The sequence below is a fragment of the Devosia sp. FJ2-5-3 genome, assembly GCF_029201545.1.
GTDB lineage: Bacteria > Pseudomonadota > Alphaproteobacteria > Rhizobiales > Devosiaceae > Devosia.
Genome location: NZ_CP104007.1, coordinates 1,823,038 through 1,839,666, shown reverse-complemented (window position 1 = coordinate 1,839,666; position 16,629 = coordinate 1,823,038). Strand labels below are relative to the sequence as shown.

General features: G+C 62.8%; 15 protein-coding genes. 8 read left to right on the top strand and 7 right to left on the bottom strand.

Annotated features, from left to right (window positions below; all coding sequences use genetic code 11):
• Window positions 1-11 precede the first annotated feature (11 nt).
• From N0P34_RS08845 to N0P34_RS08815, 7 genes are all read right to left on the bottom strand, one after another.
• Window positions 12-836, bottom strand: coding sequence for an ATP-binding cassette domain-containing protein (locus N0P34_RS08845; RefSeq protein ID WP_275606652.1), 825 nt, complete (start codon window positions 834-836; stop codon window positions 12-14).
• Window positions 833-1,867 carry an ABC transporter ATP-binding protein gene (locus N0P34_RS08840; RefSeq protein ID WP_275606651.1) on the bottom strand — a complete coding sequence of 345 codons (1,035 nt, stop codon included), beginning with the start codon at window positions 1,865-1,867 and terminating at the stop codon, window positions 833-835. Before N0P34_RS08840 ends, N0P34_RS08845 begins: the two co-directional genes overlap by 4 nt.
• Window positions 1,867-3,450: an ABC transporter substrate-binding protein gene (locus tag N0P34_RS08835; protein WP_275606650.1), complete on the bottom strand. Its 1,584-nt coding sequence runs from the start codon at window positions 3,448-3,450 to the stop codon at window positions 1,867-1,869. The genes N0P34_RS08840 and N0P34_RS08835 overlap by 1 nt, the downstream gene beginning before the upstream one ends.
• Window positions 3,451-3,594: 144 nt before the next feature.
• Complete coding sequence (locus tag N0P34_RS08830; RefSeq protein WP_275606649.1) at window positions 3,595-4,332, bottom strand: GntR family transcriptional regulator; 738 nt, start codon at window positions 4,330-4,332, stop codon at window positions 3,595-3,597.
• 74 nt (window positions 4,333-4,406) lie between these two features.
• Window positions 4,407-5,405, bottom strand: a complete 999-nt coding sequence (locus N0P34_RS08825; RefSeq protein WP_275606648.1) for a Gfo/Idh/MocA family oxidoreductase — start codon at window positions 5,403-5,405, stop codon at window positions 4,407-4,409.
• A complete protein-coding gene (locus N0P34_RS08820; RefSeq protein WP_275606647.1) occupies window positions 5,402-6,181 on the bottom strand; it encodes a creatininase family protein in 780 nt (259 codons plus the stop codon). Before N0P34_RS08820 ends, N0P34_RS08825 begins: the two co-directional genes overlap by 4 nt.
• Complete coding sequence (locus tag N0P34_RS08815; protein WP_275606646.1) at window positions 6,181-7,626, bottom strand: aldehyde dehydrogenase family protein; 1,446 nt, start codon at window positions 7,624-7,626, stop codon at window positions 6,181-6,183. Before N0P34_RS08815 ends, N0P34_RS08820 begins: the two co-directional genes overlap by 1 nt.
• A 143-nt stretch (window positions 7,627-7,769) precedes the next feature.
• Here N0P34_RS08815 and N0P34_RS08810 point away from each other — a divergent pair, with 143 nt between their 5' ends.
• The 8 genes from N0P34_RS08810 (at window position 7,770) to N0P34_RS08775 (ending at window position 16,567) form a co-directional block, all read left to right on the top strand.
• A complete protein-coding gene (locus tag N0P34_RS08810; RefSeq protein WP_275606645.1) occupies window positions 7,770-9,044 on the top strand; it encodes an extracellular solute-binding protein in 1,275 nt (424 codons plus the stop codon).
• Window positions 9,045-9,102: 58 nt separating this feature from the next.
• Window positions 9,103-9,981, top strand: coding sequence for a sugar ABC transporter permease (locus N0P34_RS08805; RefSeq protein WP_275606644.1), 879 nt, complete (start codon window positions 9,103-9,105; stop codon window positions 9,979-9,981).
• A gap of 1 nt (window position 9,982) precedes the next feature.
• Entirely contained in the window at window positions 9,983-10,870 is an 888-nt protein-coding gene (locus N0P34_RS08800) for a carbohydrate ABC transporter permease (RefSeq protein WP_275606643.1), read from the top strand.
• A gap of 2 nt (window positions 10,871-10,872) precedes the next feature.
• On the top strand, window positions 10,873-11,286 hold the full coding sequence (locus tag N0P34_RS08795; protein WP_275606642.1) for a RidA family protein: 414 nt from the start codon (window positions 10,873-10,875) through the stop codon (window positions 11,284-11,286).
• A gap of 3 nt (window positions 11,287-11,289) precedes the next feature.
• A complete protein-coding gene (locus N0P34_RS08790) occupies window positions 11,290-12,339 on the top strand; it encodes an ABC transporter ATP-binding protein (RefSeq protein ID WP_275606641.1) in 1,050 nt (349 codons plus the stop codon).
• 253 nt (window positions 12,340-12,592) lie between these two features.
• Complete coding sequence (locus N0P34_RS08785) at window positions 12,593-13,663, top strand: LacI family DNA-binding transcriptional regulator (protein ID WP_275606640.1); 1,071 nt, start codon at window positions 12,593-12,595, stop codon at window positions 13,661-13,663.
• Entirely contained in the window at window positions 13,656-15,269 is a 1,614-nt protein-coding gene (locus N0P34_RS08780) for an FAD-dependent oxidoreductase (RefSeq protein ID WP_275606639.1), read from the top strand. Before N0P34_RS08785 ends, N0P34_RS08780 begins: the two co-directional genes overlap by 8 nt.
• 26 nt (window positions 15,270-15,295) lie before the next feature.
• Window positions 15,296-16,567 (top strand): sugar ABC transporter substrate-binding protein, encoded by a 1,272-nt coding sequence (locus N0P34_RS08775; protein WP_275606638.1) that lies wholly within the window; start codon window positions 15,296-15,298, stop codon window positions 16,565-16,567.
• The last annotated feature ends 62 nt before the right edge of the window (window positions 16,568-16,629 follow it).

The following is a 16,629-nucleotide window of genomic DNA, read 5'->3' as shown; positions in this document are numbered from 1 at the left end:
ACTGATGGCGCTCAGAGCGCCGCAAAAGTCTGCAAGTCGCGTTGTCGGCGCTGGCGCGGCGTATCGGCCGGAATGGCCGCCAGCAGACGGCGGGAATAGTCGTGCTTGGGGGCTTCAAAGAGCGCCGTGGACTCCCCGATTTCCAGCAATTGCCCCCGATGCATCACCCCCACCCGATGGCTGATATGGCGCACCACTGAAAGGTCGTGGGAAATGAACATCATCGAGAGGTTGAGCCGTTCGCGCAGCTCTAGCAAGAGGTTGATGATCTGGGCCTGCACCGACACGTCGAGTGCACTCACCGCCTCGTCGCACACCACCAGCCGAGGCTTCAGCACCAGCGCCCGGGCGATCACCGCACGCTGCAATTGCCCACCCGACAATTGGTGCGGCAGGCGATGGCTCATTGGCCCCAGGCCGACCATATCGAGCATGTCCTGCGCCCGGTCATCGGCCTCGGACGCCGCCAGCGTCTCATGCGCTGTCAGCGCCTCCCGCACCTGAGCATGAACACTCCAGCGCGGGTCGACCACCGAAGCCGGACTCTGGAAGACCACCTGAACCCAGCGCCGCTGCGCCCGCCATTCCTTGGTGCCCACCGGCGCGTAGTTCTGCCCCCAGAACGACACCTGCCCGCTGGTCGGGGTTTCGATGCCGGCGATCATCCGCCCGAGGGTGGATTTGCCGCTGCCGCTCTCGCCGACAATGCCCAGGGTCTCCCCCTCGGCGATATCGAGCGTCACCGTGTCGACCGCCCGGAACACTTCCGGCTTGCCGAAGAGCTTTCGGCCGACCGGATAGCTCTGGACGAGGTTGAGCGCCTTGACGCCGCTCATTGGGAAAACCCCGCACCGATGTGGTGGCAGGCCACCATCGTGCCCTGCCCTTCGACCATCACCGGCGTGGTCGTGCAGCGTGCACTCGCCAGCGCGCAACGCGGCGAGAAGGCACAGCCCTGGGGACGCGCCGATGGCGACGGCACGGTTCCGGCGATCGCCTGCAGCGGCGTCCCGGGCACGCGGCCAAAGCCGATCCGGCTGTTCATCAGCGCGCGCGTATAGGGATGGGACGGATGATCAAACAGCGCATCCACGCTGCCGGTTTCAACCACCTTGCCGGAATACATCACCGCCACGTCGTCGGCGATTTCCGCCACGACACCGAGATCGTGGGTCACAAACACCACCGCCAGATCGAGCTCGGTCTGCAGATCGCGGATCAGCCGCAGGATCTGCGCCTGAATGGTCACATCCAACGCCGTGGTCGGCTCGTCGGCAATAAGCAGTTTTGGCTTGCAGGCCAGCGCCATGGCGATCATCACGCGTTGGCACATGCCGCCCGACAGCTGGTGCGGATAGTAGTTCTTGTGGCGCGGCACATTGGGAATGCCGACCTGATCGAGCAGCTCCTCCATGCGCGCCTCGGCCTTACGGCCGCGCAGATCTGTGTGCTGCAGGATCGCTTCGACAATCTGCTGTCCAACCCGACGGATCGGGTTCAACGCCGTCATCGGGTTCTGGAAGATCATCGTGACATCACGGCCACGCAGACGGTTCAGCGCCCGCTCCGGCGCGCCGATAGTCTCTTCACCGAAAAGACGCACAGAGCCGCTGGAGACGAGGCCGTCATCGAGAAGCCCGAGCGCCGACATGCAGGTGAGGCTCTTGCCGCACCCACTCTCCCCAACGAGACAGAGCGTCTCGCCGGGGCGAACGGCGAGGCTGACACCATCCACCAGATTGGCCGACCCGGCGCGCACCACGAGATCGCGGATATCGAGAACCGGCTCGGCCAGCTTGCGCCCAGCCTCGGCGAAAGGGGCAGGCGCAGGTGCGCCCACTCCTCCAAGATGTGCCAGCCCCGTCATCACTTGCCTTCAAAGCTGAGATTATAGGGACGCAAATCCATGTAGTAGAACGTGTAGGGGTTCCAGTTCACGTCCTTGGCCACGCCATAGGTCTCGAGCGGCTGGTAGAGCACGGTACCGGGGGCATCGGCTTTCCAGATGTCGATCATCTCCCAGGCAGCTTCCTGGCGCGTCGCCAGATCCACGGTGCTTTCCAGCACGGCGCCCAGCTCGTTGAAGCGCGCAACGCCCTCCGTGCCGATCCAGGTCTTGTTGGTCTTCTGTGGGCCAGAATGCGGGCCCCAGGTGTTCCAGACGCCGCCGACCGGGTCAGGGTAACGGGTCGAGTTCGACCAGGTACGCACCTGCAGCGCCCCGACGTCAACGCCGGTCAGGCTCTCGACGACGTTGAGCTCGACATTGACGCCGACTTCCTTCCACATCTCGACGATCACCTGCGCGGCCGGCAGGGCGTTGAGATAGTAGTTCGGCTGGGTCGTGTATTTGATCAGCTCGCCATTATAGCCGGCTTCCTTGAGCAGCTCGCGAGCGCGTTCTGGGTTGTACTCAACGCCGACGAAGTCGGGGGTGTACATGTCGCCATATTCCGGATATTGGTGGCCATTCGGCACCACGGCCTTGCCACCCCAGAGCGCTTCATTGAGCAGGTCGCGATCGATCGCCAGGTTCAGGGCCTGGCGGATGCGGGCATCATCCATCACCGGATCTGTAACGCTGTAGACCAGCACGTGGGAGTTCGCGAGCACCACCGAGCGGGCCTCGATATCGTCATAGGAATTGATCTGCTCGATCTGGTCCGGCGACACATTGGTGATGATGTCGAACTCGCCCGACACGAGACCAGCGACACGGGTCGAAGGCTCCGGCACTTCGCGGAACGTCACCGTCGCAGCGTTGGGTACGCCGCCGAAATAGCCATCATTGGCTGATAGCACGATCTTTTCGTCCGCCTTGTATTCCTCGAGCATGTAGGGGCCGGTGCCGACCGGGAACATGGGCAGACCGCCATCCTGTTCGGCCTTGGCCAGCCAATCTTCCTTGTTCACCACCCACGATGCCCAGGAGGCGAGGCGCTGCTCGAGCAACGGATCGGGCGCCTTGGTGATGAAGTGCAGCGTGGTCGGATCGATCACCTTCACTTCGCTCAGCACGGAAAAATAGGCCGGGCCTTCGGGCAGCAGCGCATTTTCGCCGCTCAGGCGCTCAGGCGAGAAAGTGAAGGCAACGTCTTCGGCAGTGAGCGGCGAACCATTGTGGAATTTGACGCCTTCGCGCAGCTTGATCTCGAGCGTGAGATCGTCGATGCGCGTCCACGATGTCGCAAGGCCCGGCACCAGCTCGGAGCCACCACCACCTTCGGCGGAGAGGAAATCGCGACGGATCAGCGTGTCGAAGATCGAATAATTGACGCGCGTACCGACATTGGACAGCTCCTTGCCCGGCTCGAGGGTCGGCGGCAGGTCCGCCACGCCAACGACGAGATCAGGCCGCTCCTGGGCGAGCACGGGAAGCGATACGGAGCCGAGTGCCAATGCACTGACCAGTCCAAGAATGAGGCGATTGGAAGAGAGAGAAGCAGGCATTGGAAGCCCCCATTTGGTTAGCTGGGAGCGACCTACAAACCGCCAATGACAGTGCGGTGACGTCGATACGACAATTCGATGAACTTGGCCGGGCCTCCCCGCCGTCGGTATTAACCGGCAGCCAGATGCAGGCCATCGGGCGCCCTATTGCCAGATATTGATGGTGGCGAGCGTGCGCATCAGATGGTCGTTGACCAGTTCCTCCGCCCGCTTGCCGTTGCGCTCGGCAATGGCATCGACGATGGCCGAAAGGTCCTTGTGGGTCTGCCGCTTGACCAGGTCCGGCGCGGGCTTGTCCGTATCATGCCCGTCGAACAGAACGGCGCGGCGGTCATCGAGGATCGAGTTCATGATCTGCACCAGGAACTTGTTCCGCGTCGTCGCGAAGATGGCCCGATGCAGCGCATAGATGCTTTCCTTGAAATCCTCCCAGGTCGGCGATCCAAGAATATCGTCCAGGATTCCGCGCATCTCGGCGATATCCCGATCCTGTACGCGATTGACCACGAGGAGCATCATCGCCGGCTCGAACAACAGCCGCCCCTCGACGATTTCGCCGAAGGACGGCACGTCGTCATGGGAGGCAGCGCTGGTCTGGTCCATGCGCTCGAAAACCGAAAGCGCATCATCGGCGAGGAACGTGCCCGCCCCCACGCGGCGATGCACCAGGCCCTCACGCTCCATGATGGCCAGCGCGGACCGAACCGCCGTACGGCTGGTATTGAGTTGCTGTGCCAGATCCCGCTCATTGGGCAGCTTGGCCCCGGGGACCATCATGCCCTCTCGCAGCGAGCGCAGGAGGGCGCGGTAAACCAGCGATGGCGTGGCGCGCTCATTGGTCGATATAGAAACGAGCGGGGTCGCCGCGCCATTGGTGGTCATCTGAGGATCCTCGAAGCGGTCTGCAATGAGCAGAATCAGTCCCCCATTGTCAACCATTCGTGCCGAATGCGAAATTAACGGTTCACTTCCACGACCTTGCCCGTCTGTGCCGAGAGCGCCAGCGCGTCGAGCACCGGGATTGCGTCCAGTGCCTCGCGATAATGCTGTACATAGTCCCGCCCGGCCAGCGTCGCCTGGACGAAATGGTTCAGCTCATCCGCCAATGCACCGGCGATCCGTCCATTGATTTCCGGCCAGAGATGGGTGTCGCCACCGACCGTCCCACCATCGTTCACAAAATAGAGACCCTGGTCGGTCACATCCATCGCCGCGGCGGTCTTGGTGCCGACAATCTCGAAGGCGGAACGGAACCCGTTCATCATTCCATCCGGCCACGCCCAGGAATAATCGAGATTGCCGATGGCCCCATTCTCGAAATTCAGCACGGCATAAAGCGCGTCCTCATTGCCGGTCCCCAGCATTTCCACCTTGCGGGCATAGACGCTGGAGATGCGCGACCGCGCCACCCATTGCATCGCATCCACATCGTGAACGCCCATGTAGAAAAGTATAGACGAGGACGACCCCAGGCGCCTGGCCGTCGAGCGGATGCCGTTGCGTTTGGCGCGCAGATGGATCGGATTGCCCAAGAGCTCCGGCGCCGCGGCCTCATAAACCTGCACATAGCGCGGGTCGTGCCGCAGGATGTGCCCGATCATCAGGCGCACATTGGCCGCTTCCACGGCCTCGACGATCCGGCGTGCTGCCTCGCCATTATGCGCCAGCGGCTTTTCCAGGAGGATGGTCTTGCCGGCGCGCGCGCAGGCGATCGCAACCTCCTCATGCAGACGGTCCGGCAGGCAGATGCTGACAGCCTGGAGCTCCGGCATGGCCAGAAGATCCTCGACCGACGCGAAGGCCTCCGCCCCCAGCGCCGCGCCAATCTCTTCCGCCCGCGAAAAATCTGCGTCGCAAACGCCGATCAACTCCGCCGCAGGATGGTCGGCATAGATGCGCGCATGGCGTCCGCCAAAAAAGCCGAGGCCGATCACCCCGATCTTGAGGGTCTTCATTGTTTACGTCCTGGAAGTGTCCAGCCTCGAAAATCGCCGATAAACGCCGCCAGGGCCTCGGCTGCGGCGTTGAAAAAGCGCTCTCCCGCCTCGGCGCTGGCAAGAGATGGATCCCCCAGCGTTCCGGTTGGCGAGAGATCTCCGAAATCGTGATAGACCCGCACCGACTGGCTCCCGATGAGGTCGGTGGTGAGATAGTCCGATCCCGGGTCGGGATAATGGGTTTCCGCCCGCTCGATCTTGACCAGCTCCGGCCGCAGATGCTGGATCAGCGATGTTTCATATTCGCACGCATGCCCCATGCCGCCTGGCGCCGACTGCCGGCCCGCCGCAATGGAATCCCGCGCCAGCGCGAAATAGGTCAGTGTCGCGATCCGCGCCTTGCCATAGTGCTTGTGGCCAAGCGTGGAGGCCAGCACGTCGATCACCCCGCCATTGCCGCCATGGCCGTTGACGATCAGGATCTTGCAGAACCCATGCGTTACCAATGACGCCACAACGTCATCAGCCACCGCCATCAGCGTCTCCGCGCGCAGGCTGATCGAGCCGGGGAACCGCATATGGTGCGCCGAAAAGCCGAACCACGGTCCCGGCAATACGGCCACTTCGCCCGCCAGTTCGGCCGCCTTGAGGCTCACCGCATGGGCCAGAATGCTGTCCGTGCCCAGCGGCATGTGATTTCCATGTTGCTCGATTGAGCCAATGGGGAGCACGACCACCGTGCGCTCCCGATCGAGCGCGCCGATTTCCGGCGACGTCATTTCTTCCCAACGCATCAGCGCACCGTAAATGTTGCAGTCTTGAGATCGCACATGGCCATCAGCGCATGCTTGCCGCCGACGCGGCCCATGCCGCTATCCTTGCCACTGAGCCCGCCAAAGGGAATGTGCAATTCCCAATAATTGGATGTGTCGTTGATGTTGACGATGCCCGTCGGCATCTCTTCGACATAGCGGAAGGCGCGGTCGATATCTTGGGTGAAGACTGACGACACAAGGCCATAGCGATTGTCCCGCGCCATATCGAACGCCTCCTCGTCCGTGTCGAACACCAGGAGCGGCGCCACCGGTCCAAAGGTTTCTTCGGTGTTGATGATCGCCTCACGGCTCACACCGGTCAGAATGGTTGGCTCGAAATAGAGCGGGCTGAGCGCGTTGTCCGGCCGCTTGCCGCCCGTGATCGCCTTTGCCCCCCGTTCCAGCGCATCATTGACGTGCTGGCCGACCTTTTCCGCCACCGATGCATTGTTGAGCGGCCCCATCGTCGTACCGTCCTTGCGGGGGTCGCCGAGCACCACGGCGCGAGCCTTCTCAGCCATCCGCGCCGCAAATTCATCATAGACGGCGCGATGCACGAGGATGCGCTCGGACGACGAACACACCTGCCCCGCATTGGCAAAACATCCCGAAGCCGTGGCGGTGACAGCCCGTTCGAGATCGGCGTCCGGCAGGATCACCACCGGACCATTGCCGCCCAGTTCCATCAATTGCGGCTTGCCCGCGGCCCTCTGCGCGATCACCTTCCCGGTCGCCGCGCTGCCGGTAAACCCGACGCCATTCGTGCCCGCATTTGAGACGATTTCGTCCCCGACCACCGCCCCGGCCCCGGTCACCAGATTGAGTATGCCCGGGGGAATATCCGCCTCGGAGATCACCCTCACCAGCGCCGCCGCAATCAGCGCCGTACTGGGCGCGGGGGTCCAGACAATGGTGTTTCCCGCGGCCAATCCCGGCGCGATATATTCGACCGGAATGTTGACCGGAAAATTCCACGGGGTCACCACGGCGTAGACGCCGCGCGGCTGGTAAAACGTCATCACCCGCTTGGTCGGATCCTCGGTCGGGATCGTGCTGCCCTCGAGATATTTGACCAGATCAGCCGCCAGATTGAACCCGTCGACCGACTTGCCGACCTCGAAATAGGCCTCGGCAAAAGGCTTCCCCTGCTCAAGCGTCAACAGCCGGGCCAAATCCTCGCGGTTTGCAGCAATGGCCGCGCCGATGCGCTGCATGGCCCGCGCCCGATCCCACGTCGAAACCTTGCGCCAGCGCGCCTGCGCGATCTGCGCAGCGTCTATCGCCCGCTGCGCCGCGCCCCGAGAACTCCAGGTCACCGGTCCGATTTCGCTGCCATCAATGGGCGAGCGCTGCATCCTGACGTCGCCGTCAGGGTCGCCTACCCACTGTCCGCCGATAAAGTTCGTTCTGGCGTTGTCGGTCATCACGGGCCTATTCGAATAATTGGTTGCAATTGATCACGAGTGGTTCATATAGTCCAACCAGCAGCCCCGGTGTCAACGACTATCGACACCGCTGCGAGGGAACATAGCCCGCGGGAGACCGGGCTAAGGAGAGGATGAATCAAATGAACATGTGGAAACTCCTTGCCACGTCGGCGGTCGCCGGCCTCATGGCACAGCCTGCGCTTGCGCAGGATGTCACGCTCGAATTCGTCGTATGGAATTATTCGCTCGAGACCGTCCTGGACAATATTGCCAAGTTCGAGGCCGAAAATCCGGGCATAAAGGTCAACGTCACCGACTATGCCTGGCCCGACTACAATGACAGCCTGATCCTGCGAATTCGCGGCAACACCCAGACTGACGTTGTCTATGGTGGTCAGGATTGGTTGCCAGCTTGGGGTGCAGCGGGTTTCATCGCGCCATTGGACAGCGTCGCACCTGCCGGCGCCGTGGAAGAACTGAGCAAGGATATCGCCCCCTACGCCCTGACCGACGTCACCTATGACGGCAAGGTCTACGGCCTGCCCTACTATTCGGACACGATCAGCTTCCTCTACAACAAGAAGATTCTCGACGATAACGGCATCGAGGTGCCGACTTCCTGGGAAGAGGTGACTGCCGCCGCCGAAAAGCTCAAGGCCGCGGGCATGGATAAGCCGATTATCTATGAATATGATCAGGAACTGCCCAATTTCTACGACGCCTTCGTCGCTCAGGCCTATTCGCGCGGCGCCGAAATGTTCGATGCCGATCTCAATCCGCTGTTCAACGACCCGTCCAACGGCGCCTACCAGCAGCTCGAATGGATTGCCGACGCCTGGTCCAAGGGCCTTGTCCAGCCGGACCCGCATGAATCGACCATCATCACGGCGATGAACACGGGCAACCACGCCTTCACCATCGTCTACACCTATGTCCTTGCAGCGCTGAACGATGTGGGCTCCCAGCCGCTGGCCGGCCAGTTCGCCATGGCGCCAATGCCCGGCGAAACCCACGCCACGCTTGGTTTTGCAAAATCCTATGTCGTCACTGCCCAGGCTGCCGCCGATCCGGCCCGAGCCGAGGCCGCCTGGAAGTTCGTGAACTTCATGGCCGGCAAGCCATATACGATCGCCGAGCGCTGGGCCGTTGAAAAGGGCCTCGGCTTCGGTCAACTCCCCCTCTTTGAAGACGAAGACGTTATCGCTGCATGGGGCAAATGGGCCGATATGGCTGATCTGGGCGCCCAGGCCGGGCGCGCAAAGGCCGGCACCTACACTGAATTCTCCTCGATGTGGTCGGCCTATTTCCGCCCGCTTCTTGCCCAGGCAATGATCGGCGAAACGCCTGTCGCCGACGTCATGAACTCGGGTGCCCAGCGCTGGAGCGAACTCAAGGAACAGTTCGCCAACCGCTGATATCCGTCAACACGACAGGTGAGCAGCTTCGGCTGCTCACCCAATGCAGGCACTGAGCATGTGGACCATTCATCGTTATCCGGGCTTGTGGCTGCTGCCGGCCTTGCTTCCGGTCATTCTTCTGACCGTCTACCCCATCGGGCACACCCTCTGGACCTCCCTGCACGAGGTCATGCTGCTCTTTCCCGGTGAGCCCTTCGTCGGCCTGCGGAATTACCAACGCGTGCTGTATGGAGACTATTTCGGCGTCGCCCTGCGCAATTCTCTGGTCTTTACCATCGTCTCGGCGCCGCTCGCCGTACTTTTGGGCACCCTGATCGCCCTCTTCCTGCAGCGAAAATTCCTTGGCTCGCAGGTGGTCCGCTCCGTGGTCCTGCTGCCCTGGGTTTTGCCCGGCGCCATTTCCGCCGTGTTGTGGGTCTGGGTCTTTCACCCCAGCTTCGGCTTCCTCAATGGCCTCATGCTCGAACTTGGGCTGATCAATTCGCCCATCGGCTGGCTGACCAGCCCGCAGACGGCGTTGGGCGCTGTCATCGTCGCCCATGTGTGGACGCAGATCCCCTTCGTCGTCGTCTTGATGATGGCCACCCTGTCGACCATCAATCGCGAAACGCTCGAGGCCGCCGCCATCGATTGCCGCAATCCGTTCAAGCGCTTCCGCTACGTGGTCTTCCCCGAGATCAAGTCGATGCTGGTGGTGCTGCTGGTCTATAACGCGCTCACCGCCTTCACGAGCTACGACGTCGTCTATGCCATGACCGGTGGCGGGCCGGGCACCGCGACCACCATGCTCAGCTTCCAGATCTGGCGCGAGAGTTTCTCCATGTACGATTTCGGCGCGGGTTCCGCCGTGGCCTTCATCGTGGTGGTCATCAGCGCCCTGCTGATCGTCGCCATCACCAAGGCCCTCCCCTCCGACCTGTTCGCGGGAGATTGAGATGACCGGACGACTTCACCCCATCGCCACCTTCATCTTCGCCTTGCTGATCCTGTTGTTCAGCGGCGGGCCGGTCCTCTTGTCGCTCTATGGCAGCGTTGTGCCCGATCGGGTCTTGCTCAGCCCGAATATGAACCTTCTCACCGAAGGCCCGAGCTTTGAGACCTATCGCTATGTCTTCACGGGGCAATTACCGGATTCCTACAATGCCGAGGGCGCCAACCGGGCGATGATCTCCGATGCAGCGCGACAGGTGCCCCGTGCCCTCGTCAATTCCTCGATCAACGCCCTCGCCGCTATGGTGCTCAACATCATCCTGGGCGCACCGGCCGCCTTCGTCTTCGCCCGCTACGTCTTTCCGGGCAAGAAGATCAGCTTCATGTATCTCATCCTCTCGCCGTTGGTCCCGGCCGTGGCGTTGATCACGCCGATCTACATTCTTCTCCAGTCCATGAATCTGGTGGGCTCGCCCCTCGGCATCATTCTTGTCCACACGGCCAAGGCCCTGCCCTTCACCGTGCTGATCCTCTCGGTCTTTTTCCGCAAGATCCCCGGCGAAATCTTCGAGGCCGCAATGCTCGACCACTGCAATCGATTCCAGACCTTCTGGCGCGTGGCAGTTCCTCTCGCCCTGCCGTCCATTGGCGCTACAGGGCTATTCGCATTCATGATCAGCTATTCCGAATTCATGTTCGCCCAGATCCTCTCCGGCAGCAGCCAGACCCGCCCGGTCTCCGTGGTCATGGCGGCCCTCGCCCGCAATACCGACGTCAGCTGGAGCCTGCTCAACACCGCCATCTTCATCGCCATCGTCCCAACGCTGGCCCTCGTAATCCTGGTCTGGCGCTTCGTCGTCGAAGGCCTGCTATCCGGCTCCGTCAAGGGGTAACGATGACTGACACACCCGAATACCACCCCCTCAAGACCCGTCCGAAAGACGCGCGCCAGCACGTTACCGCTGGCCCCTATTCACCCGTGCTTGAAGTCGATGCCCGCCACCTCGTGGTCCTTTCGGGCCAGGTGGCCGTGGACCTCGATGGCCAGGTCATCGGCACCACCATCGAGGAGCAAACCCATGCAACGCTTGCCAATTGCGCCACCCAGCTGGCCTCGGCCGGCTGCTCGCTGGCCGATGTCTTCAAGGTCAATATCTACCTGATCAATCTCGATGAATGGACGCGCTGCAACGCGGTCTACGAGCAAATCATGCCCGCCCCGCTACCGGTGCGCACCGCCATCCAGGCCGTGCTGCTCCCCGGATTCCTGGTGGAGATCGAAATGTGGGCCGTCAAGGCGAAGAACTGAACCATGGCTTCAATCGAGCTGGAAAATATCAGCAAGAGCTTCGGCAAGATCAGCGTTGTCCATGGCGTCACCCTGTCCGTGGCCGACAAGGAACTCCTGGTTTTCGTCGGCCCCTCTGGCTGCGGAAAATCCACCCTCCTGCGGATGATCGCGGGCCTTGAGGAAATCTCCCACGGCACTTTGCGCATTGGCGGCAAGCCGATGAACAATGTCCCTGCCGCCGATCGCGGCATCGCCATGGTGTTCCAGTCCTACGCGCTCTATCCGCATATGAGCGTGGCCGAGAACATGGGCTTTGCCCTCAAGATGATGGGCGTTCCAAAGGCGGAGGCGGAGGCAAAGGTCGCCCGCGCCGCTGGTATCCTGCAGCTCGAGCACCTGCTCGACCGCAAGCCCAGGCAGCTCTCCGGCGGCCAGCGCCAGCGCGTTGCCATTGGCCGCGCCATCACCCGCTCGCCCGACGTCTTCCTCTTCGATGAGCCCCTGTCCAACCTCGACGCCGATTTGCGCGCCCAGATGCGCGTCGAGATCGCGCGGCTCCACACCGAGCTGCAGACAACCATGGTCTATGTCACCCACGACCAGGTCGAAGCCATGACCCTTGCCGACCGCATCGTCATCCTCCGGGATGGCCGCATCGAGCAGGTCGGCTCGCCGATGGACCTCTATCAGAACCCGGCCAACCGCTTCGTTGCCGGCTTTCTCGGGCAGCCCAAGATGAATTTCATCCCGGTCACCAGCGAGGAAGGCACGCTCAGGCTCGCTGCGACCGGCGTCGCCATCCTCGACCGCAACGCCCCCAATGCTGTGGAGATCGGCGTCCGGCCAAACGCCATCCGCATCACCGAAAACGGCAGGGCCGCAGCGAAAATCATTCTCGTCGAACAGCTTGGCGGCTCGAGCCTTGCCCATCTGCAGCCCGAAGGCACCGATCTCATGATCACCGTGGAATTGCCCGGCGCGTCCTCATACGCCCCCGGAACATTTGTGCGCTTCGACATCGACCCTGAACAGGCCCACATCTTCGACGCCCAGGGATTGACCCTGCGCTGACCCCTTCCTGGGTCCAGGGGCAGCCGGTGGCAGCCCCATTTTCGTAACGGGCGGATGCTCCATTCCGCCCGTTACGCTCCGCCCGGAGACGCCCCCGCAATCGCTCGCTCAGCGCCGCACGCGCCCGGCGCCTGGGCCCCTTGCCCAGTTTTCCACCCCTCCAGCCCACGCATGCGACTCGTCTTGATTCAATTTTCCCATCCTGCTAATACGTATGAACGCTAATACGCATTAGCAGATTGGAACCACGCACTTGGCGACGCCCAAACGCTTGACACAAAAGGATATTGCCCGCCTGGCCGGTGTAAGCCAGGCCACGGTATCGCTTGTGCTCAACGGTTCGCCCGAAAACGCCAATCGCATTCCCGACGACACCCGCGAGCGCGTCCTGAAAGTCATTCGCGACACCGGATACGTCGCCGACCCCATCGCCCGTCGCATGGTCAACGGCCACAATCGCATTCTGGGCGTGTTCACCTACGAACCCGCCTTCCCATCCGATCAGGCCGACTTCTTCCTGCCCTTCCTTCTCGGCATCGAGGAAGCCGCCCAAAAGCTCGGCTATGACCTCCTGCTGCTGACCGGTGCGGGTGCCGGAGCCAAGCGCAAGATTTTCGGCAATGACGTGCGCCTCCGCCTCGCCGATGGCTGCATCATCCTCGGCCGTCAGTTCGACACCAAGGAACTCGCGCGCCTCGTTGCCGGCGATTTTCCCTTCGTGGCCGTGGGTCGACGCGATGACGCCGGCGGCCCCGTCCCCTATGTCGGCGGCGACTACGCCACGGCCACTGCCGCCCTCGTCAACCGCGCCCGCGGCCTCGGTCACCGGAAGCTCGGATTTGTCGGCTTCAAGGATGGCGCTGAATCGAGCGCCGACCGCTGGACAGGTTTTACGGCCAGCCTCGAAGGCGCCGATCTCGCCTTTACCCACCATGCGGTCGGCGTTGATCCCACATTCCTGCTCGACGGCCTCCTCGCGGCGGGCGTCACCTGCGTCTTCTGCACCGAACTCGTCGACGCCAATGGCCTCGAGGCCGTCGCCACCGAGCGCGGCCTCACCGTGCCCGGCGATCTCTCCATCGTGGTGCTGGGCAACCACATCCGCGCCGAGGAACCTGGCCGGAAATTCACCTCATTCGCCATTCCCCGGGAAGCCATGGGCAGCGGCGCCACCGAAATGCTGGTGCGCCGCGTCGAACAGGCCGCCCCCCTCGAGCAGATCCTGCTCACCTGTGACCTTCGTGAAGGCGACACACTGGGCCCCTGCCCGGAGATGCCGCCTTCGCACTCCTCTCAAGCAAAACCGAACGGATCAAATGACTAAAGAGCTTCACGCAGACATTCTCATTGTGGGCGGCGGATTGGGCGGCGTTGCAGCGGCCCTTGGCGCGCTTCGCGCGGGCCGTTCCGTCATCATGACCGAGGAATATGACTGGATCGGCGGCCAGCTGACCAGCCAGGCCGTGCCCCCCGATGAGCATTCCTGGGTCGAGCAGTTCGGCATCACCCGCTCCTATCGCCAGCTCCGCACCGGCATCCGCCAGTACTATCGCGATCATTACCCGCTGACCGAAGCCAGCCGCGCCTGGGGCGATCTCAATCCCGGCGCCGGCTTCGTCAGCCGCCTCTGCGTCGAGCCCCGCGTCGGCCTTGCCGTCATGGAAGCCATGCTCGCCCCCTATATAGGCGGCGGCAAGCTGACCATCCTCAAGCCCTATCTGCCGATTTCGGCGGATGTCGTTGGCGATGAAGTCAAATCCGTCACCCTGCGCCATCGCGACAGCGGCCGGACCATCACCTGCTCGGCCCCTTACTTCGTCGATGCCACCGAGCTCGGCGACCTGCTGCCGATGACGGGCACGGAATACGCATCCGGCTTTGAATCCCAGGCCGACACCGGCGAGCCCAGCGCTCCCGCCGAAGCCCAGCCCGACAATGTTCAGGCGGTTTCGGTCTGCTTCGCCATGGACCACCTCGATGGCAACCATGTCATCGACAAGCCGGACAACTACGACTACTGGCGCAGCTACGAGCCCCATTTCTGGGGTGGCCCGATGCTTGGCTTCACCGCGCCCCATCCGCGCACGCTCGAAAGCACCACCCGCACCTTTACCCCGAACCCGGATGACAATCCGCTCCTGGTCGATGCCGATCAGCGCCGCAATCCCGGCGACGGCAATCTCTGGACCTTCCGCCGCATCGCCGCGCGCCGCAACTTCGTGCCCGGCGCCTATAATTCCGACATCTGCCTCGTGAACTGGCCGATGATCGACTATCTCGATGGCAACATCATCGACAAATCCGAAGAGGAAAAGGCTCGCCACCTCAAGGCTGCCGCCGATCTCTCCTACTCGGTCTTCTACTGGCTGCAGACCGAAGCCCCCCGCACCGATGGCGGCCAGGGTTTTCCGGGCCTGCGCCTGCGCGGTGATATCACCGGCACCGAGCATGGCCTCGCCATGGCGCCCTATATCCGCGAGAGCCGCCGCATCCTGCCGGTCACCCGCATCGTCGAGCAGGACGTCTCCATGCTCGTGCACGGCAACAATCTGTCCAAATCCTACCGCGACAGCGTCGGCATCGGCATGTACCGCATCGATCTGCACCCCTCCACCGGCGGTGACAATTATGTCGACGTGGAATCCGCGCCCTTCGAGATCCCGCTCGGCTCGCTCCTGCCGCGCCGCGTCAAGAACCTGCTCGCCGGCGGCAAGAACATGGGCACCACCCACATCACCAATGGCTGCTACCGCCTGCACCCCGTCGAATGGAACGTGGGTGAAGTGGCCGGCATGCTCGCCGCACACTGCCTCAACAATGGCCTCACCCCGCACCAGGTTCAGGCCGACGACGCTAAACTCCAGGACTTCCAGGCACAGCTCTACCAGGCGGGTATCGAGATCCGCTGGCCGGACGTCCGGGGCTATTGATTACGCATAACCACAGGGAGAGAAGAATGACCCATATTTCCAACCTCAAGGCCAGCGCTGCGCTGGCCGGCATCCTGCTTCCGCTGGCTTTTGGCGGCGTCGCCTGGGCCCAGGACGCAGTCAATCTGCGCATGACCACCTGGAGCGCCAACGAAGCGCACATGGCGCTCTTCAACGGCATTGCCGAAGAATTCAAGAAGACCCACCCGAACGTCACGGTGACCTTCGAACCGCTGCCGTTCGACAATTACACCACCACGCTCACCACCCAGATCGCCGGCGGCAACGCTCCTGATCTGGCCTGGATCTTCGAAACCAGCGCCATCGACTTCGTGTCCTCGGGCGCTCTCGTCCCGCTGACCGAGCGCTTCAACGCCGTCGAGGGCTATAACCTCGCCGACGTCACCGAGAGCGCAACCGCCCTCTGGCGTCGCGATGGCGAACTCTTCGCCTACCCGTTCTCGACCTCGCCCTTCGCGATGTTCGCCAATACCGATCTGATCACCGCGGCCGGCGCCAAGACCCCGTCCGAGCTGATCGCCGCCGGCGAATGGACCTGGGAAAACGCCCTGGCTTCGGCCAAGGCCGTCGCTGACGCGGGCAAGGATGGCATCGTCATCCGCGACTTCAACTACCAGAACTGGCAGAACCTCACCGCCTACTTCCGCGCCTGGGGTGCAGACGCCTGGAGCGCCGACGGCAAGACCTGCGGCTTCAACACGCCGGAAATGGTCGAAGCCATGACCGTCTTCCACAATGCCGTCTTCAAGGATGGTTCGCTCCCGGGCCCGGGCGAGAACGTTGACTTCTTCACCGGCGACGCCGCCATGACCGTCACCCAGATCTCGCGCGCGTCGCTCCTGCCCAAGGAAGACCCATTCAACTGGGAACTCGTTCCGCTTCCGGCTGGTCCTGTCGGCACCTATTCAGTGGTCGGCCAGGCCGGTGTTGGCGTGCTCTCGAGCGGCAAGAATGTCGACACCGCCGTCGAATTCCTCGCCTTCTTCACCAATGCCGAGAACAGCGCCAAGCTGGCCAGCTTCTTCCCGCCGGCCCGCGCCTCGCTGCTCAACACCGTCACGCTCGCCTCCACCAATCCGCTGCTCACCCCTGAGCAGATCGAGAACGTCGTCATCAACGGCATCTCCACCGGCAACGTGGTCGCCGGCCACACCAACTACGCCCAGATCCAGCAGACCGTCCGCGCTGGCCTCGACGCCCTCTGGGTCGCCGATGCCGACGTCGCTGCCGTGCTGGACAATGTCTGCACCAGCGTCAGCCCGCTGCTGATGCGCTGACCGTCGGCCGGCTCCGGAGGAAACTCCGGAGCCACCCACGCACGCCCTGCCCTCGGGCTCGA